The sequence below is a fragment of the Microlunatus sagamiharensis genome (assembly GCF_900105785.1).
Classification (GTDB): Bacteria; Actinomycetota; Actinomycetes; order Propionibacteriales; family Propionibacteriaceae; genus Microlunatus; species Microlunatus sagamiharensis.
Genome location: NZ_LT629799.1, coordinates 2,502,387 through 2,520,418 on the forward strand (window position 1 = coordinate 2,502,387; position 18,032 = coordinate 2,520,418).

Genomic DNA, 18,032 nt, shown 5'->3' on the forward strand with positions numbered 1-18,032 from the left:
GGACGGAGAAGCAGACGATGACGCAAGCCTCGGGAACGGCCGGGTCCGGTCGGGAGGACGCCCTGCAGGGCGGGACTTGGTGGATCGCGCCGACGCCGTTCGCGGCGGACGGTTCGGTGGACGGCGACGCCATGGAGCGGGCGGTCCGCACCGCCGTGGGCTGGGGCGTCGACGGGGTCACCGTGCTGGGCGTGATGGGCGAGGTCACCTCGCTGTCCGACGCCGAGCGCGACGTGGTGCTGGGCGCGGTGTCCCGCGGTGCGGGCGAGGTGCCCTTCGCCGTCGGCTGCTCGTCGGCCTCGGCCCCGCTGGTCGCCGAGCGCGCCGCGCGGGCGCAGGAGCACGGCGCCGTGGCCGCGATGGTCGCCGCCCCTCCCCTGGTCCGCGACGCCGACACGGTCGTCGCCTTCTTCGACGCGGTCGGACGGCGCTCGCCGCTGCCGGTGCTGCTGCAGGACGAGCCCGTCGCGACGGGTGTGCAGCTCGCGGTGTCGACGCTGGTCGAGGCGCTCGAGCGGAGCGGTGCGGTGGCGATCAAGCTCGAGGACGCCCCGACCCCGCCCAAGATCACCAAGCTGCTGGCCAAGGTCCCGGACCTCACCGTCTACGGCGGCCTCGGCGGCGTGTCCGCGTACGCGGAGCTGTCGCGCGGGGCCGCCGGGACGATGACCGGCTTCGCCTACCCCGAGGTGCTGCGCGCCGTGCGCCTCGCGCTCGCCGACGGCGACCGGGCGCACGCCGCCCGCGTCTTCGACGCCTTCCTCCCGCTGATCGCCTTCGAGGGCCAGCCGGGCTACGGCCTCGCCATCCGCAAGGAGGTGCTGCGCCGCCGCGGCGCGCTGACCTCCGGCGCGATGCGCGGTCCGGTCCCCTCGGCCGGCCTCGACGCCGTCACCACTGCCGAGCTCGACGAGGTCCTGGCCCGGGTCGGGCTCGACCCGTCATCGGAGCGCTTCGACGTGGACGCCTTCCTCGGGGCGGAGGTGGCGGCGTGAGCACCTCTCCTGCTGCGCAGCGCAAGGTCGCCGTCGTCGGCGGCGCCACCTCCGGGCTCGGCGCCGCCTCCGCCCGGGCGCTGGCCGAGGCCGGGCACGACCTGCTGCTCTGGTCGCGCGACCAGGCCCGGCTCGACGCCACGGCCGCCGACCTGGCCGGCACCGGCGTCACCGTGCGCACGGTCGCCGCGGACGCGGCCGACCCGGGGGCCGCGGCGGTCGTGGCCGAGGCCGCGGTCGAGGCGTACGGGCGCGTCGACGTCCTCGTCCTCAACGCGGGCGGCCCGCCCGTCGCCCGCGCGGACGAGGTCACGGCCGAGGGCCTGCGGGCGGCGTTCCAGCTGCTCGCGGTCACCCCGGTCGACCTGGCCAACCGGCTGCTGCCCGCCATGCGGGAGCGCGGCTGGGGCCGCGTCGTCTCGATCATGTCGTCCGGCGTGCGCGAGCCGATCGACACCCTCGCCTACTCCAACGCCGGGCGCGCGGCGCTCGCCGCCTGGATGAAGACGCTGTCCCGCACAATCGCCGGCGACGGGGTCACGGTCAACGGCGTCCTGCCCGGCCGGATCGCCACCCCGCGCGTGGCCTCGCTCGACGAGGCCGCGGCGAAGCGGACCGGCAAGCCCGTGGAGGACGTCAGCCGCGACAGCGCGGCGTCGATCCCGGCCGGGCGCTACGGGCGCCCGGAGGAGCTGGCCGCGGTCGTCGCCTTCCTCGCCTCCGACGCCGCGTCGTACGTCACCGGGACCACGATCGCGTGCGACGGCGGTTCGCTGAGGTCGCTCCCGTGAGCCCCCAGGCTGCGGGGAGCGCCTTCACCGTCGGCTCGGCGGCCGCGGCCGCCATCGCCCCCTCGGGGATCCGCGCCGTGGCCGACCTGGCCTGGCGCACCCCCGGCACGCTGCAGCTGCAGATGGGCGAGCCGTCGCACCCGACGCCGCCGCACGTCGTCGAGGCGCTCGCCCAGGCGGCCCGCGACGGGGCCACCCGCTACGGCCCGACCCCGGGCATCCCCGCCCTCCGCGAGGCCGCCGCGGCGAAGGTCGCCCGGGTCAACGGGCTGAGCGTCTCCCCCGACGACGTCACCGTCTGCGCGGGCGGCGTCGAGGGCCTCGGCGCGACCTACCGGGCGCTGCTCGACGCCGGTGACGAGGTCCTCGTCCCCGACCCGGGCTGGCCCAACCTCGGCACCCTCGCGGTCGTCTGCGGCGCGGTCCCGGTCGGCTACCCGCTGCTCGCCGGCGACCGCCCGGGTCCCGACCTCGACGCCCTCGAGGGGCTGGTCACGCCGCGGACGCGCGTGCTCGTGGTCAACAGCCCGTCCAACCCGACCGGCGGCGGCTTCGACGCCGCGGTCCTCGAGGACGTCCTCGGCTGGGCGGCCCGCCACGGGCTGTGGGTGGTGGCCGACGAGTGCTACGACGAGATGTGGCTCGACGACCCGCAGCCCTGCGCGGCGCTCGTCGCGGAGCGCCTGCGCGCGTCGGGCCGGCCGGCGCCCGAGGTCGTCAGCGTCTTCTCGCTGTCGAAGACGCACGCCATGACGGGCTTCCGGCTCGGCTACATCTGCACGCCGCCCGCCCTCACCCCCGTCGTGCGCCGGGTCCAGGAGACGACCCTCTCCTGCGTCAGCACCCCGACGCAGTGGGCCGGCGCCGCGGCGCTCGGCGGCCCGCAGGACCACGTCGAGGAGATGCGGGCGGCCTACCGCGCGCGCCGCGACCGGTGCTCGGCGCAGCTCGGGGACCAGTGGGCGCTGACCCTCGCCACCCGACCGTCGGGAGCCTTCTACCTCTGGCTCGCGTACGCCGGCGACGAGCCGAGCACCGACCTCGCCCGCCGCCTCGTCGTCGACCACCAGGTCGCGCTGGCCCCGGGCCGCGCGTTCGGACCGGCCGGCGAGGGCCACCTGCGCGTCTCCCTGGCCTCGGCCGACGACGTGCTGGCCGAGGGGCTCCACCGGGTCGTGGCGGCGCTCACGGCCTGAGTCGTCAGACCGGTGAGTAGATCGTGAGCACCTGGTCGGGCTGATCGCTCACGAGGAACGACGCGTACGCCAGCCGCCGCTCCTCGCCCGTCCGCGTCCGCACGCGCTTGACGCCGGACTGGCTCGTGGCGATGTCGTAGCGCGGCCACCAGGTGTCGGCCTCCGGGCTCGCCTCGCGCAGCTCGCGCTCGAGGGCGGCGAAGCGGGCCGAGCCCGGGTGCCGGCCCGCGTTGGCCCGCAGCCGGGCCAGGACCCCCTGGGCGACCAGCGGCCAGTCGGGCAGAACGTCCCGGGCCACCGGGTCGGTGAAGACCCAGCGGGCGAGGTTCGGCTGCTCGGTCTCCCAGGCCCCGCGGAACCACTCGACGGCCGCGGGGTTCCACGCGAGCAGGTCGAAGGTGCGTCCCGTCACGTACGCGGGGTGGGGCTCGACCAGCGCCGGCACGCCGGCCACCTCGGGCGACAGCACCTCGGCCTCCTCCGCCGGCGCCACGCCGTCGCTCGCCAGGGCGTGCAGGTGGGCCCGCTCGGCGTCGCCCAGCCCCAGCGCCCTCGCGAGCGCGTCGAGCACCTGACCGGACGGGCGCACGTCGCGCCCCTGCTCGAGGAACGTGTACCAGGTGGTGCTGATCCCGGCGAGGGAGGCCAGCTCCTCACGACGCAGCCCCGGCGTCCGGCGCCGGCTGCCACTCGGCAGGCCGACGTCGACCGGTGAGGTCCGCTCCCGCCGCGCGCGCAGGAACATCGCGAGCTCTCCCCGACCTCGGCCGTCCGTGGTCCACTCCTCTGCTGGTAGGTCCGGTACCAGTATGAAGCGGCTCTGGATACCAGGCTGAAGCCGACCGAGACTCGTGGTCATGAAGGCATGGGTGCTGGGTTCGCTGGATCAGGGTCTACGGCTGGAGGAGGTCCCGGACCCCAGACCGCGCAGCGGTGGAGCCGTCCTCCGCATGCTCGCGGTGCAGGTCCCCGCGTACACGCGGGTGCTGGTCGCCGGGGGCCGCGGCGGCATCGCCACGCCGACGGTCCTGGGCGTCGGCGGCATCGGGGTGGTCGAGGCCGTGGGCGACGACGTCCACACCGTGCGGCCGGGCGAGGTGGTCATGACCGGCGGGTTCCTGACGTCGGGCCGCGTCGCCGAGCCCGAGGAGGTGCTGCTCGGCTGGACCGGCATCGGCGGTCGAGGCCGGTCGACGGCGACCACCGACGCGATGCGGCGGACCTGGCGCACCGGGACCTTCGCCGAGCGGGCGCTCATGCCCGCGTCGACCCTGCTGGCCCTGCCGGGCGCCGAGCACCACCCCGATCCCGCCCGGCTGGCGTTCCTGCCGTGGCTGACCATCGCCGCCGGAGCGGTGGAGCGGAGCGGCCTCGGCCCCGGCGACCGCGTCGTCGTGAGCGGGGCGACCGGGCAGCTGGGGGGTGCGACGGTGCTGCTCGCGCTCGCGCGCGGCGCCGGCCGGGTCGTCGCGTACGGCCGCAGCACGGCCAGCCTCGAGCGCCTCGCCGCCCTCGACCAGCGCGTACTCACCGTCCCGGCGACCGGGGACCGGGCGACGGACGCAGCGGCGCTGACCCGCGCGCTCGACGGCGACGCCGACGTGGTGGTCGACGCCCTCGGCCCGGCGCCAACCAGCGACCTGACCATGGCGGCGTACGACGTGCTGCGCACCGACGCCACGATGGTGCTCGTCGGTGGAGTGCGCCAGGACCTGTCCATCCCCTACGGCGACCTCATGCACCGGCGCCTCACGCTGCGTGGCTCGTGGATGGCGTCGAACGAGACCGCGTACGCGACCTGGCGCCAGGTCGAGGCCGGCCTGGTGGACCTCGACGCACTGGCGGTGACCACGGTCGGGCTGGACGACCCCGACGACGCCCTCGCGCGGGCCGAGGCGGTGCGCGGCCTGGAGATCGTCACCCTGGTGCCCTGAGGGGAGCGGTCAGTCGCGAAGCGCGCGGACCATGCTCCTTAGCGCCTCGGCCGCCCGGGCCTGCCCGGCCTGGTCCAGGCCGGACAGCATCCTGACCTCGACCGCCCGCACGGCCGCGGTCGCCGCGCCCAGGCTCCGGCGGCCCTTGGCCGTGAGCCGCGTCGGGATCACCTTGCCGACGGCCTCCTCCGCGGGCCGGGCCACGAGACCCTCCTCCTCGAGGGCCTGGAGGAGGACGTTCATCGACTGCCGCGTCACGAACGCGCCGCGGGCGAGCTCGGAGCCCGAGAGCCCCGGGCGCTGGGCGAGCAGCTCCAGGCAGGAGTAGCGGGTGACGTTCATGCCGAGGGGCCGCAGCACCTCCTCCATCGCCGTGCGGAGCGCGCTCGACGCCTCCTTGAGGAGGTAGCCGACCGACGTCTCGAGGTCGATACCCGACCCTGCTTGACCCATGTCAGGAGTCTGACATACGCTCCCGTGTGTCAGATAACTGACACAACCAGAGGAGCTCTTCATGCCCGTGACCGGACCCGACTTCATATCCCTGCAGGTGCGCGACCTCGACGCCTCGCAGGCCTTCTACGAGCGCTACCTCGGCCTCGTGCGCTCCCCCGCCGGCCCGCCGCACGCGGTGGTCTTCGACACGAAGCCCGTGGCCTTCGCCGTCCGCGACCTCGTGCCCGGCACCGACCTCGACGCCGTCCCGCAGCCGGGCGTGGGCGCAGCGATCTGGCTCCACGCCACCGAGGTGCAGGAGATCCACGACGCCCTCGAGGCCGACGGGCACCGGATCGTCACGGTGCCGTTCGACGGCCCCTTCGGGCGCACGTTCACCCTCGCCGACCCGGACGGCTACCAGATCACGCTGCACGACCGCGGCTGAGCACCGCACCGGCACCGCGGTCAGACCGGGTCGTCGAACCGGTAGGTCCTCGCGAGCGTGAGCCCCAGGTCGTGGACCGCCCGCTCGATCTCGGCCCGCGGGGCGCCGCAGGGCTCCTCGGGCAGGTGCGGGACCACGGCCCGGCCCTCGGCGTCCACGAGGACCAGGTACGACAGGCTCGTGGCGACGGCGGCGCAGGCCGCGTGGCTGTCGGGGTTCGCCACCTGGTCCGGCAGCTCGAGCGACGCCAGGAACGCCGGGGTCACCGACGACGTGCGGTCCTCCTCGATCACCACCCGGGTGGCCGTGTCCGAGACCCAGCGGCACCGGACGACCCGTACGGGCCGGAAGTCCGCGGGCAGCACACCCGAGCCGACCAGGCCGCCGAAGCCGTCGGAGCGCGGCACCTCGCTCGGCCTCGACGGGCAGTGGTCCAGCGACGCGACTGCGACCGCGGTCGGCCGGGTCCCCTCGAGCGCGTCGGGGACCCGGGCCCCGCAGCCCGCCAGCGTGGCCGTCGCGCAGAGCACGGCGAGCCCGAGGGCGGCGGATGCCACCCGTGTCTTCAGCACCCCACGATGCTGTCGCCCACGGAGCTCGCCGCCAAGTGCTCACGCAGATCGTTGCGGGAGCGGTACCTCTGACGGCCGGTACCGCGGCACTCGTCAGGAGACGCTCGACCCGATGGCACGAGCGTCCGTCGCGAGCTCCCGGAAGACGGCGAAGGCGTCGTTGCGGACCCGCGCCAGATCCTGGTCGGCGCCGCGGACGAGATCGACGAGCCCGAACTCCATGAACCACTCGTCGGGCCGCTTCTGGTCGTAGCGGTAGAGCCAGTCGACGAGGGTGAAGAACGGGAACCAGGTGAACCCGACGACGTCGTGGCCCTCGCTGCGGAGCGCGAGGAGCTCGTCGGTCGCCAGCCGGAGCCACTCGACCTTCTCCTCCGGCGTCCCGACCAGCGACGACTCGGTCACGGCGACCGGTCGCCCGTACCGGGTCGAGTAGAGCTCGACGAGCGTGCGGAGCCCGGCGGCGTCGCTGCGCACCGGCTCGTGCCGGCCGTCCACGACGCGGCCGGTCGAGAAGCGCGGGTAGTAGTTCAGGCCGACGACGTCGGGCTGGACGGCGTTCTCACGGAACCACGTCAGGTCGGCCTCGGTGACTCCGTGCTGGTGGAGGTAACCCCGCAACGCGTGCCCGGTGTCGACCCGCCCCGTGATCAGGTCGAGCGCCAACAGCCGACGCTCCTCGAGCAGCCAGCGAGGGAGCGGCGACGTCTCGCCCTCGAAGAGGAAGCCGGCGTCGACGTGGACGAAGGTCGCGCCGGGAAGGACGGCCGCGATCTCCTGCTGGGTCCGCACCATGCCGCGGGCGATCTGGACGATCACCTTGACGAAGCCGTCCTGCCCCTCCAGGTATGGCGGCCAAGCACCGTTCTGCCCGCACCACTCGGCGTTGACGTGCGGCTCGTTCAGCGGGGTGTAGTCGGTCCAGACGTCTCGGTAGCGCTCAGCGACGGCCCGGCCGTAGCTCGCGACGCGCTCGGGGTAGGAGGCGTTGAGGAAGGAGTTCTCCAGCCACAGCGGCGTTCCGTAGTGCATGAGGTCGACGACGCAGCGGATGCCGAGCTCGCGCATCACCTCGACGACCTGGTCGGTCCAGGACCAGTCGAACTCGCCGGGGCGGGGCTCGACGAGGTACCACGGCACGCCCCAGCGCAGCAGCTCCGCGCCGCTCTCCGCGACGAGCGCGAGGTCCTCGCGCCAGTGCGCGTAGTGCTGGGTCAGCTCGTACTCGTCGAGCTTGCGGTGCCCCACACGCTCCTGCGGGATGAAGGTGTCCTCGATCCCGACGCCGTAGTGCAGGCGTCCCTCCCGGTACCAGGGCGTGCTGGCGCTCACGATGATGCTGTCCTCTCGATGGTGGTGATGGTGGTCGGGACGGGACGAAGGGGCCCCGAGGAGGCTCACTTGAGCCCGGTGGTCGCGATGCCGGCGACGAAGCTGCGCTGGATGAGCAGGAAGAACAGCACGACGGGCACCAGGGCCAGCAGCGATCCGGCCATCAGCAGGCCGTACTCGACCACGTGCTGACCCATGAAGAGCGCGAGCCCGGCCGGCAGGGTCGAGGTCTCGACCGAGGACGACATGACCAGCGGCCAGAGCAGGTCGTTCCAGTTGTACTGGAAGTGGAACAGCCCGAGGGTGAGCAGCGCCGGTCGCGCCAGCGGCATGATCACGCTCCAGTAGGTGCGCCACTCCGACGCCCCGTCCACCCGTGCGGCCTCCTCCAGGTCCTTCGGCAGGGACAGGAAGAACTGGGTGAGGAAGAAGATGCCGAACGCGTTGGTCATGCGCGGAACGATCAGCCCAGGGAGGGTGTTGGTCAGCCCGAGCCCGTTGAGCATGTCGTACAGCGGGATCAGCGTCACCTGGAACGGCAGCATGAGCAGCAGCAGGATCAGCACGAAGACGACGCCGCGGCCCTTGAACGGGATGCGGGCGAGGGCGTAGGCCGCCATCGAGTCGAAGAGCAGCGAGATCAGCGTGACCGAGCCCGCGAAGACGATCGTGTTGACGTAGAGCCGGGCGAACGGGATGCGGTGCCAGACGTCGACGAAGTGCTCGAGCGTCAGCTGGCGCGGCCACAGCGTCGGCGGGTAGGTGACGACGTCGGCCTCGGGCTTGAACGCCGTGAAGAACATCCAGATCACCGGCAGCAGGACGGCCAGGCCGATGCCGATCGCAAGAACGGCGAGCAGCACGGTGACGAGGCGGTCGCCCGCCCGGCCTGAACCGTGGACCCGAGGTGCGCCCGGACTGGTCCCGGCGACCTCATCGGTCGGCAGCGTGGTGATCGCCATCAGTACCTGACCTCCCGCCGGCGGAGCCAGCCGAACTGGACCATCGAGAGCACGAACACCAAGATCAACAGCACGAACGAGATCGCCGAGGCGTAGCCGAAGCGCAGGCTCTGGAAGCCCTCGCGGTAGATCAGCACGACGAGGGTCTCGGTCCTGAAGAACGGACCGCCGTGCGTCATCACGTAGATCTGGTCGAACGCCTGCAGCGACGCGATCAGCGCCAGCACGGCGACCAGCAGCGTCTGGTTGGCCAGCAGCGGCAGCGTCATGCTGCGGAACCGCTGCCAGGCGCCGGCGCCGTCGAGCCGTGCGGCCTCGTAGACGTCGGCCGGGATCGACTGGATGCCGGCCAGGTAGATGACCATGTAGAAGCCGACGTTCTTCCACACCCCGACCGCCATGACCGCCGCCATCGCGTAGCGGGGGTCGGTCAACCAGCCCTGCTCGGGGACGATGCCGACCTTGGCGAGCCAGTAGGACAGCAGGCCGATGTTCGGGTCGAGCAGGAAGGACCAGGCGATCGCGATGATCCCGAGCGACACGATGAACGGCAGGAAGATCGCCGTGCGGGCGAAGGCCCGTCCGACGAACGGCCGGTTCAGGAGGACGGCCAGCAGCAGCGCGAGCACCACCGTGACGGGCGTGACGACCACGGCGTAGAGCAGCGTGTTGCCGAAGGCGTTCCAGAAGTCCGGGTCGCCGACGAGCTCGCGGTAGTTGTCGAGCCCGACGAACCGCGCCGCCCGGATGAGGTTGTAGTCGGTCAGCGACAGGTAGGCCGCCTGGATCATCGGGTAGAGCGTGAACGCGAACAGGATGATCAGCGACGGGGCGAGGAACAGCCAGGCGGTGATCCCCCGCCGGGTCGTCGCCCGCACCCGCCGGTGCTGGCGTGCGCCCGCCGCGGCGATCGGGGCCGTGGTCGACGTGGTGGTCATCGGTGTCCTCCCTCGGACGGGCGCACGGTTCGCGCGCCCGCCCACGGGTCGGTTGCTACTTGTCGAGCTGGCTCTGGACCTGCGTGGAAGCCGCGGTGAAGATGTCGTCCACCGAGCCCTGCCCGTTCAGGGCTTTCTGCACCGCCGGCTCGAAGACGTCGGTGATGATCGGGCCGCCCGCGGCCACACCCGCGAGCAGGACCTTGGCCCGCTGTCCGACCTCGGGGGCGCCGAAGATCGCGGGGTACGGGCTGCCCGTCACCTTGTCTGCGACGTCGGCGCGGTTGGGCGGGAAGCCGGACCCGCTCGACCAGGTGGTCTGGCCCTTGGCCGAGTTCCAGTAGGCGAAGAACTTGTACGCCGCCTGCTTGGTGCTCGCGTCCGCGTTGGCCGGGATGCCCATGGCCACCACGTCGGCCAGCACCGTGTTGCTGCTGGGTCCGGCGAACGGCGGCACGACCTCGTAGTCGATCTTGGCGTCGGTGAAGCCGCCCGTCGCCCACGGCCCGACGATCTCGATCGCCGCCTTCTGCGTCGTGAAGAGCTTGTCCGCATCGGCGCCCGACAGCCCGACGGGCGCGGCCTTCTTGTCCTTCACGAGATCGACCCAGTAGTTGAGCGCCTTGAGCGACTCGGGGCTGCCCAGCTGGGAGGTCTTGCCGTCGTCGGACACGATCGCCCCGCCGGTCCCCCACAGCATCGACTCGAAGACGGGGACCGTCTCGTGGTCCGCGAGCGCGATCGCGTACTGGTCCGGCTTGCCGTCGCCGTTGGTGTCCTTGGTCAGCTTGGGCACCATCGCCGCGAACTCGTCCCAGGTGGTCGGCGGCTTCGACGGGTCGAGCCCGGCCTTCGTGAACAGGTCCTTGTTGATGTACATCATCATCGGCGTGTAGTTGACGGGGACGCCGAACTTCTTGCCGTCGAACTCGGTGGCCTGCACGGCGGCCGGCGCCAGGGCAGAAGAGTCGTTCGCCGGGTCGGTGTAGTAGTCGTCGACGGGCTGGAAGAGCCCCTGGTCGGCGAACTGCGGCAGCCGGGAGGCCGACATGGCGATGATCTGCGGGCCGTCGTTGCCGGCCACCGCTGTGAGGACCTTCTGGTAGAGGGTGTCCCACGGCATGATGTTCGTCTTGACCTCGACCTGGTCCTGCGAGGCGTTGAAGTCCTTGACGACCTGCTCCAGCGCAGGTCCGTCGGGACCCGTGAAGCCGTTCCAGAAGTTGAGCGTGACCTTTCCGCCCGTGTTCGCCGCCGGCTGGTCGTTGCTCGCTGAGGTGCCCTGACCCGCGCACCCGGTCAACGCGAGCGTGAGCGCCGCCAACCCTGCACCTGCGGCGACGAGAGCGCGCGACGCGCGCTCTCGACCACCGCGACCTGCCTGTCCTGCCATGATTCTCAATCCCCTCGTTCAACGTTGAACTGCCGAGCAGGACCCTGTTATACATGACCACCGGACAGCGCCACAAGAGGTGCGACGGCGGCGTGCCACGGGCTCTGAACGGGGTGGCGGCAGACGGCGGGACGGACCCGGAGGGGAGGCTCAGGCATGCCACGGACGACGCTCAAGGACGTCGGCGCGCGCGTCGGCGTGTCCGCCAAGACGGTCTCCAACGTCGTGAACGGCACCGGCTGGGTGACTGATGAGGTGGCCGACCGGGTGCGTGCAGCGATGGCCGAGCTGGGGTACCGGCCGAACCTCGCCGCCCGCCAGCTGCGCAGCGGCAGGAGCGGCATGATCGCCCTGGCCCTGCCCCAGCTCGCGCAGCCCTACTTCGCCGAGCTCGCCTCGCAGCTCGTCCGGGCCGCGCACGAGCGCGGGATCACGGTGCTCATCCAGCAGACCGACAGCGACGTGGAGGCCGAGCGCCGGATCCTCTCCGGGATCGGTGCCCCCGCGGTCGACGGCCTGATCATGAGCCCGCTCACGCTCGGTCCTGCGGACCTGTACGCACGCACCGATCCCACCCCGCTGCTGCTGCTCGGCGAGCAGGCCGGGGCCAGTCCGTACCCGCACGTGGCGGTGGACAACACCGCGGCCGGGCAGGCGGCGACCGAGCACCTGCTGGGGCTGGGCAGACGCCGGGTCGCCGCGCTGGGCGCCATGGAGTCCGAGCCACGCCGCGCCGCCGACCTGCGTCTAACGGGCTACCGACGGGGTCTGGAGGCCGCCGGGCTCGAGCTCGACGAGCGCCTGGTGCTCCCGGTCGTCGACTACCAGCGCGCCGACGGGGCCGCCGCCGCGAGGCAGCTCCTGGAGAGCGACGTGCGTCCGGACGCGATCTTCGCCTTCAGCGACCTGCTCGCCCTCGGGGCGATGCACGAGCTGCTGGTCGCCGGGGTCCGCGTGCCGGAAGACATCGCGGTGATCGGCTTCGACGACATCGAGGAGTCGCGCTACAGCACGCCGTCGCTGTCGTCGGTCTCGCCCGACACGTCCTCCCTGGCCCGCACCGCCGTCGAGCTCCTGCTCGCCGACCCGCCGGTCCCCGGCAACCACACCGTCGACTTCACGATCGTGGAGCGCGCGAGCACGAGGAGAGCCGAGACGTGACCATGCCCGAGCTGCCGGACGCGCTCGCCCAGGACCCGACCCACCCGCGGCCGCAGCTGGTCCGTCACCACTGGCAGGACCTGGGCGGCGAGTGGGACTTCGCCGTCACCGACGTGCGGGTCACCAGTCCGTCCGACGTCACCTTCGACCGGCGCATCGTCGTGCCCTTCCCGCCCGAGTCACCCGCCTCCGGGGTTCACGAGACCGGTTTCCTCGGCGCGGTCTGGTACCGGAGGACGGTCGACCGCGAGGACCTCGAGCGGGCGGGCCTGAGCGAGAGCCGCGATCGAGTCCTCCTCCACCTCGGCGCCGTCGACCACGCTGCACGCGTCTGGCTGAACGGACAGCTCGTCGCGACGCACGTCGGCGGGCAGACGCCCTTCACCGCCGACCTCACCGACGTGCTGGACGTCCACGGCGACAACGTGCTCGTCGTCCGGGCCGTCGACCCGCCCCAGGACGTCTCGGTCCCGCGCGGCAAGCAGGACTGGCTCGAGCAGCCGCACGTCATCTGGTACCACCGCACGACCGGGATCTGGCAACCGGTCTGGCTCGAATGCGTCGGGGACGTCGCCGTCGCCGCGCTGACCTGGACTGCCGACGTGCCGACCGCCACCGTGTCCCTCGACGTACGGCTCACCGGCCACCTCGAGCCCGGGGCCCGCGTTCGCGCCGCGCTGCGCCACGAGGGCGTCCTGCTCGCCGAGGCCTCGGTGTCCACCCTCGGCGACCCGGACGTCGGGATCCGGCTGGTCCTCCCCCGTCAGCGGAACGGTCAGCAGCACGAGGACCTGCTGTGGATCCCGGAGCACCCGACGCTGCTGGACGCCGCCGTCGTCGTGGAGGACGCGCAGGGGTCGGCCGTAGACCTGGTCGGCAGCTACCTCGGCCTGCGGACCACCGGCGTCGGCGACGACCACTTCCTCCTCAACGACCGGCCTCTCGTCGTCCGGGCCGTCCTCGCGCAGAACTACTGGCCCGAGACGCACCTGGCGGCCACCGACGCGATGCTGCGTCGGGAGGTCGAGCTCATCCTGTCGCTCGGCTTCAACACCGCCCGCGTCCACCAGAAGGCCGAGGACCCGCGCTTCCTCTACTGGGCCGACCGCCTCGGGCTGATGGTCTGGGCCGAGACCGCGAACGCGTACGCCTTCGACGCGCGGGCCGTGCGGCACCTCGTGACCGAGTGGACGGACCTCGTGGTGCGGGACAGGTCCCACCCCTCCATCGTCACCTGGGTGCCGCTGAACGAGAGCTGGGGCGTGCAGCACATCAGCCACGACCCCCGGCAGCAGGCGTACAGCCGGTCGCTCGCCGACCTCACCCGCGCACTGGACGGGACACGGCCCGTCGTCTCCAACGACGGCTGGGAGCACACCTCCTCGGACCTGTGGACCGTCCACGACTACGAGTCGGACCCGGGCGTGCTGGCCAAGCGCTACGCGGACCGGGGCGCGGTGGACGCGCTCGTGGCCGGCGTCGGACCAGCCGGGCGACGCCTGTCGGCCGGCCAACCTGCAGGTCGACGGCCGGTGCTGCTCACCGAGTTCGGCGGCGTCAGCCTGGCCGCTGGCGGGAGCGAGGACTGGGGCTACTCGACGGCCAGCGACGCCGAGGCGCTGGAGGACCAGGTCGGGGGCATCCTGCGCGCCGTGACGTCGAGCCGCGCTCTCGCCGGCTTCTGCTACACGCAGCTCACCGACACCGGGCAGGAGACCAACGGGCTGCTCACCGCGGGCCGCGAGCCCAAGATCCCCGTCGAGCGGGTCCGGCGCCTGGTCCGGGGCGGCAGCTGAGCAGGGTGGACGCCAGCCGGCCGATGCCGCTCTTGGCCACGGCTCGGGCCCGATCTCGCAGAACGTCAGCGCAGAGCCCGTCGCGACCGTAGGTTGTGCGCGCCGACCGTGACCGCACGACGCCCGGCACGACCGAGGAGAACCCCGTGAGCATCATCAAGACCGTCGCGAAGACCGCCGCGGCCGCCGCCCTGACCATCGGCCTCGCGGCCGGCGCCCCCGCGGCCCAGGCCGCCCCCACCACGGCCCACGCCACCTACAGCCAGCACTCCGTCGCCACGCCCGCCGCGAAGAAGGCGGCCAAGGCCTCGACCAAGATCAGCGCCAGCGGGCCGAGCACGGCCAAGGCGGGCGACGACCTGACCTTCACCGCCAAGCTGACCCGCAAGTCGGGCAAGAAGTACAAGAACTACTCCGGGCAGAAGCTGTCGCTCGTCGTCCTCGACGAGCAGGGCTCCGACACCGGCGAGATCCTGCTGACCAAGAAGACGAACAAGTCGGGCAAGGTGACCTTCGTCCTCTCGAGCGAGGGCGTCGACGCCGGCGCGTACGACTTCCTCGTCGCCTACAAGGGCGGCTCCAAGGTCAAGCGCTCCGAGTCGGCGATCATCACCGTCACCCTCACCGCGTAGTCCTCGAGGAACCCCGGCCGACCGCGCCGAACCGGCACCGCACTGTGCGACCGTGTCCCTCGTGACACCTCCACGGGCGGTGCTGGCCGGCGGGTCGGGGTTAGTCGGCGTACGGCTCGACGAGGACCTCCGCGCCCGCGGCTACGACGTCGTGCACGTCGGGCGGCGCGGTCCGGACGTCCGCTGGGACGAGCCCGAGGCGCTGGACGCCGCGGTCGACGGCGCCGACCTGGTCGTGAACCTGGCCGGCCGCAGCGTCGGCTGCCGCTACACCGACGCCCACCGCGACGAGATCTACGCCTCCCGCATCGACACCACGCGGGCGCTCCACCAGGCGGTTCGCCGGGCGGCGGACCCGCCGCGGCTCTGGATGAACGCCAGCACCGCGACCATCTACCGCCACTCGACGGACCGGCCGCAGACCGAGGACGACGGCGAGCTCGGCGAGGGCTTCTCGGTCGACGTCGCGCGGGACTGGGAGCGGGCGTTCCTCGACGGCGACCTGCCGGGCACCCGCCGGGTCGCCCTGCGCATGGCGATCGTGCTCGGCGACGGGCCGGCGCTGAACAAGTTGCTGACCGCCGCGCGCTGCGGGATCGGCGGCGCGCAGCGCGACGGCTGGTGGTTCCCGCACCGGCGCTACCGCGGCATCGGCCCGACGCCGACCGGCCCGACCGTGTGGCACCGCCACCACGACACCGCGCGCGGCAGCCAGCGGTTCAGCTGGATCCACCTGGAGGACCTCGTCGCCGCCGTCGCCTTCCTCGACGAGCACGCCGAGATCGACGGCCCCGTGAACCTCGCCGCGCCGGGCACGAGCACGAACGCCGCGCTCATGGCCGCGCTGCGCCGGGCGGCCCGGGCACCCTTCGGCCTGCCGGCGCCGCGGTGGTTCCTCGAGGTCGGCATGGTCGTCCTGCGCCAGGAGTCCGAGCTCGTGCTCAAGAGCCGCTGGGCGGTGCCGAAGCGGCTCCTCGACGCGGGCTTCGCGTTCCGCTGGACCGAGCTCGAGCCGGCCGTCGCCGACCTCACCCGCTGACCGACCGGCTCACCGCCACCGGCCGCTCGGGGCTACCGTGAGTCATGGATCTGGTGTCGTTCCTCCTCGGGCTGCTGCCGGTGGTCACGATCGGCTTCGTCTGCGTCGTCGCCTTCCGCCGGCGCCGTCGGGACCGCTCCTCCGGCAGCTCGCCACTCGTCGTCAACCCGTACACGCTGGCGATGGAGCCCGACGCCGACGCACGCGGGAGCCTGCCGGTCGTGCAGCCTGCGCCGCAGCACACCACCGGGCAGAAGCTCTAGGACCCAGCAGCAGGACGCCACCCCACCGGTCCGCACCGGGCACCCCGTGCGCCAACGAGGCACCTCCTGCAGGAGGTGCCTCGTCGCAGAAGGGGTGCCCCGTCGGCCGCCCGGCTCAGTCGAGCAGGGTGGCGAGCACGTCGCGGATGTAGCGCTGGTTGCGGGCGATGACGCCGAGGCTGTCGCTGCCGTAGTGCTCGCAGAGGAAGGCGCCCGTGAAGCCGAGCTCGAGGGCGCGGCCGACCACCGAGCGGTAGTTGATCAGCCCGAACTCCATCGGCAGCGGGAACGTCGCCACGGTGCCCGTCGCCGGGTCCTCGTCGCGCGAGTAGTTCTTCACGTGCCAGTAGTTCGCGTAGGGCAGGACCTTCTCGAACATCTCGGTGACCGGCTCCATCGGCCGGTGCAGCCGGATGAAGTTGCCGATGTCGGGGTTGAGCCCGCAGGCGGGGTGGTCGACCTCCTGGAGGAAGGACACGGCGTCGTCGCAGGTGCCGACGTAGGTGTCCTCGTACATCTCCAGGGTGATCTGCTGCCCGTTGCCCTGCGCGTGCTCGGCCAGCTCGCGGATCCGGGAGGCGGCGAGCGCCCGCGCCTCGTCGGAGAAGTCGTCCTTCCAGCCGTCCTCCAGCCAGAACCACAGCGCCTTGGCCTGGGCCGGGGTGAAGGGCTGGAAGAAGCCGAAGCTCACCATCGGCACGCCGAGCGTCTTGGCGGCGTCGAGCAGCCGGTGGCTGTAGTCGAGGTACTCCTCGCCGTGCTCGGGGTCCATCACGCTGCGCCGCGAGGTGGAGATCGCCGGGATCGTCAGCCCCGAGTCGGCGAGGACGGCGGAGAAGTCGTCGAGACGCCCGGGCGACAGGTCCGCGACCCGCACCCAGGTGTCGGTCGGGTCGACCTCGGTGCAGCCCAGCCGGCGTACGAGGCGCAGCTGCCGCCCCCACTCCTGGGGGTCGGCGTCCTGGATCGGGCCGCCCTTCGAGTCCTGGCCGCCGAAGGCCAGCATCGCCGCGGCGATCGGCCAGGTCTCGGCGGTGTACGGCGCCTGCGTACCCGGGGTGTTGACGTAGGTGCTCACTGGTCCGACTCCTCGGTCGTCGTCAGGGGCTGAGGATTCTCGAGCGCCTCGGGGGTCTCCGTGGCGCCACCGACCGTCGGCGCCGGGCCGAGCTCGCGGAGGAGCTGGCCGAGGCGGGCGTACGCGCGGTTGCGGTAGGCGACGAGCGGGGCGGAGTCCCCGGCCGGGATGACGAACCCACCGTCCTTCTTCACCCCGAGGTGACCGCTCTCGACCAGCTCGGTGATCACGGCCGGTGCCGCGAACCGCTCGCCGTAGTGCTCGGCGAGGGTGCCGAAGCCGGCCGCGTAGATGTCGAGCCCGGCCATGTCGGCAATGGCGAACGGACCGAAGAAGGGCAGCCGGTAGCCGAACGTCGTCCTGACGACGATGTCGACGTCCTCCGCGGTCGCCACGCCCTCCTCGACGAGCGAGGCGGCCTCCTTGAGCAGCACGTACTGGAGGCGGTTGAGCACGAAGCCCGCCTTGTCGCTCACGCGCGCGCTGAGCTTGCCCGTCCGGGCGACCAGCTCCTCCGACGCCACGACGGCCGCCGGATCGGTGCCCTCGTGCGCGATGAGCTCCACGCCGGGGATGAAGGGGGCGGGGTTGGAGAAGTGCACCCCGAGGAAGCGCTCGGCGCGCTGCAGGTTCACGGCGAGCCCGCCGATCGGCAGCGTCGAGGTGTTGGTCCCGATGATGGCGTCCGGACGCGCGGCGGCCTCGATGGCGGCCAGCACCGGACCCTTGACCGCGGGGTTCTCGGAGACGGCCTCCTCGATGAAGTCCGCCTCGGCGACGGCCTCGGCCAGGCTCTCGGCGGCCCGTACGTTGGCCACGACCAGGTCCGTCGATCCCGGGTCGAAGAGGCCCTGGTCCTCGAAGGCGCGGGCCTCCTGCCGGATCCGGTCGAGCTGGCGTCGGGTGGTCTCGGCATCGGCGTCGGTGACGGTGACCCGGAAGCCGGCGATGGCCAGCACCTGGGCGATGCCGCCGCCCATGTAGCCGGCGCCGACGACGGCGATGTTGCGGATGCTCACCCGCAGCAAACTAGCCCCGCCCGACCGGCGGTGTCAGGGAGCCCCCGG

19 protein-coding genes are annotated in these 18,032 nt (G+C 72.7%); 10 read left to right on the forward strand and 9 right to left on the reverse strand.

Annotated features, from left to right (window positions below; translation table 11 throughout):
* Positions 1-17 precede the first annotated feature (17 nt).
* From BLU42_RS11390 to BLU42_RS11400, 3 genes are read left to right on the forward strand one after another with little or no spacing between them, the layout of a single operon-like run.
* Positions 18-995: a dihydrodipicolinate synthase family protein gene (locus tag BLU42_RS11390; RefSeq protein ID WP_157719943.1), complete on the forward strand. Its 978-nt coding sequence runs from the start codon at positions 18-20 to the stop codon at positions 993-995.
* A complete protein-coding gene (locus BLU42_RS11395) occupies positions 992-1,786 on the forward strand; it encodes an SDR family oxidoreductase (protein ID WP_091074536.1) in 795 nt (264 codons plus the stop codon). The genes BLU42_RS11390 and BLU42_RS11395 overlap by 4 nt, the downstream gene beginning before the upstream one ends.
* Positions 1,783-2,982 (forward strand): pyridoxal phosphate-dependent aminotransferase, encoded by a 1,200-nt coding sequence (locus BLU42_RS11400; protein WP_091074537.1) that lies wholly within the window; start codon positions 1,783-1,785, stop codon positions 2,980-2,982. Before BLU42_RS11395 ends, BLU42_RS11400 begins: the two co-directional genes overlap by 4 nt.
* A 4-nt stretch (positions 2,983-2,986) precedes the next feature.
* On the opposite strand, the gene BLU42_RS11405 is transcribed toward BLU42_RS11400, so the two are convergent.
* On the reverse strand, positions 2,987-3,727 hold the full coding sequence (locus BLU42_RS11405) for a helix-turn-helix transcriptional regulator (protein WP_197680416.1): 741 nt from the start codon (positions 3,725-3,727) through the stop codon (positions 2,987-2,989).
* Between the two features lie 112 nt (positions 3,728-3,839).
* Here BLU42_RS11405 and BLU42_RS11410 point away from each other — a divergent pair, with 112 nt between their 5' ends.
* Positions 3,840-4,916, forward strand: coding sequence for a zinc-binding dehydrogenase (locus tag BLU42_RS11410; RefSeq protein WP_091080203.1), 1,077 nt, complete (start codon positions 3,840-3,842; stop codon positions 4,914-4,916).
* Between the two features lie 9 nt (positions 4,917-4,925).
* Here BLU42_RS11410 and BLU42_RS11415 read toward each other — a convergent pair whose 3' ends face one another.
* On the reverse strand, positions 4,926-5,369 hold the full coding sequence (locus BLU42_RS11415; RefSeq protein ID WP_091074539.1) for a MarR family winged helix-turn-helix transcriptional regulator: 444 nt from the start codon (positions 5,367-5,369) through the stop codon (positions 4,926-4,928).
* A gap of 61 nt (positions 5,370-5,430) precedes the next feature.
* Here BLU42_RS11415 and BLU42_RS11420 point away from each other — a divergent pair, with 61 nt between their 5' ends.
* Complete coding sequence (locus BLU42_RS11420; protein ID WP_091074540.1) at positions 5,431-5,799, forward strand: VOC family protein; 369 nt, start codon at positions 5,431-5,433, stop codon at positions 5,797-5,799.
* A 20-nt stretch (positions 5,800-5,819) separates the two neighbouring features.
* Here the strand turns inward: BLU42_RS11420 and BLU42_RS11425 are convergent, their stop codons facing one another.
* The 5 genes from BLU42_RS11425 to BLU42_RS11445 all read right to left on the reverse strand — a co-directional run bounded on the left by BLU42_RS11425 (position 5,820) and on the right by BLU42_RS11445 (position 10,927).
* Complete coding sequence (locus BLU42_RS11425) at positions 5,820-6,371, reverse strand: hypothetical protein (protein ID WP_091074541.1); 552 nt, start codon at positions 6,369-6,371, stop codon at positions 5,820-5,822.
* A 93-nt stretch (positions 6,372-6,464) separates the two neighbouring features.
* On the reverse strand, positions 6,465-7,703 hold the full coding sequence (locus BLU42_RS11430; protein WP_091074542.1) for a family 1 glycosylhydrolase: 1,239 nt from the start codon (positions 7,701-7,703) through the stop codon (positions 6,465-6,467).
* Between the two features lie 65 nt (positions 7,704-7,768).
* Positions 7,769-8,665 (reverse strand): carbohydrate ABC transporter permease, encoded by an 897-nt coding sequence (locus BLU42_RS11435; protein ID WP_091074543.1) that lies wholly within the window; start codon positions 8,663-8,665, stop codon positions 7,769-7,771.
* Entirely contained in the window at positions 8,665-9,603 is a 939-nt protein-coding gene (locus BLU42_RS11440) for a carbohydrate ABC transporter permease (RefSeq protein WP_091074544.1), read from the reverse strand. Before BLU42_RS11440 ends, BLU42_RS11435 begins: the two co-directional genes overlap by 1 nt.
* A 55-nt stretch (positions 9,604-9,658) precedes the next feature.
* Positions 9,659-10,927 carry an ABC transporter substrate-binding protein gene (locus BLU42_RS11445; protein WP_157719944.1) on the reverse strand — a complete coding sequence of 423 codons (1,269 nt, stop codon included), beginning with the start codon at positions 10,925-10,927 and terminating at the stop codon, positions 9,659-9,661.
* A 225-nt stretch (positions 10,928-11,152) separates the two neighbouring features.
* Here BLU42_RS11445 and BLU42_RS11450 point away from each other — a divergent pair, with 225 nt between their 5' ends.
* The 5 genes from BLU42_RS11450 (at position 11,153) to BLU42_RS11470 (ending at position 15,887) form a co-directional block, all read left to right on the forward strand.
* Positions 11,153-12,157 (forward strand): LacI family DNA-binding transcriptional regulator, encoded by a 1,005-nt coding sequence (locus BLU42_RS11450; RefSeq protein ID WP_091074546.1) that lies wholly within the window; start codon positions 11,153-11,155, stop codon positions 12,155-12,157.
* A 2-nt stretch (positions 12,158-12,159) separates the two neighbouring features.
* Positions 12,160-13,953: a glycoside hydrolase family 2 TIM barrel-domain containing protein gene (locus tag BLU42_RS11455; RefSeq protein WP_091080206.1), complete on the forward strand. Its 1,794-nt coding sequence runs from the start codon at positions 12,160-12,162 to the stop codon at positions 13,951-13,953.
* A gap of 146 nt (positions 13,954-14,099) precedes the next feature.
* On the forward strand, positions 14,100-14,585 hold the full coding sequence (locus BLU42_RS11460) for a hypothetical protein (protein WP_157719945.1): 486 nt from the start codon (positions 14,100-14,102) through the stop codon (positions 14,583-14,585).
* A gap of 61 nt (positions 14,586-14,646) precedes the next feature.
* Positions 14,647-15,624 (forward strand): epimerase, encoded by a 978-nt coding sequence (locus tag BLU42_RS11465; RefSeq protein WP_091080210.1) that lies wholly within the window; start codon positions 14,647-14,649, stop codon positions 15,622-15,624.
* Between the two features lie 44 nt (positions 15,625-15,668).
* Positions 15,669-15,887: a hypothetical protein gene (locus tag BLU42_RS11470; protein WP_157719946.1), complete on the forward strand. Its 219-nt coding sequence runs from the start codon at positions 15,669-15,671 to the stop codon at positions 15,885-15,887.
* 115 nt (positions 15,888-16,002) lie between these two features.
* Here the strand turns inward: BLU42_RS11470 and BLU42_RS11475 are convergent, their stop codons facing one another.
* On the reverse strand, positions 16,003-16,965 hold the full coding sequence (locus BLU42_RS11475; RefSeq protein ID WP_231918105.1) for a sugar phosphate isomerase/epimerase family protein: 963 nt from the start codon (positions 16,963-16,965) through the stop codon (positions 16,003-16,005).
* Positions 16,962-17,984: a 3-hydroxyacyl-CoA dehydrogenase family protein gene (locus tag BLU42_RS11480; protein ID WP_091074549.1), complete on the reverse strand. Its 1,023-nt coding sequence runs from the start codon at positions 17,982-17,984 to the stop codon at positions 16,962-16,964. Before BLU42_RS11480 ends, BLU42_RS11475 begins: the two co-directional genes overlap by 4 nt.
* Positions 17,985-18,032 lie beyond the last annotated feature (48 nt).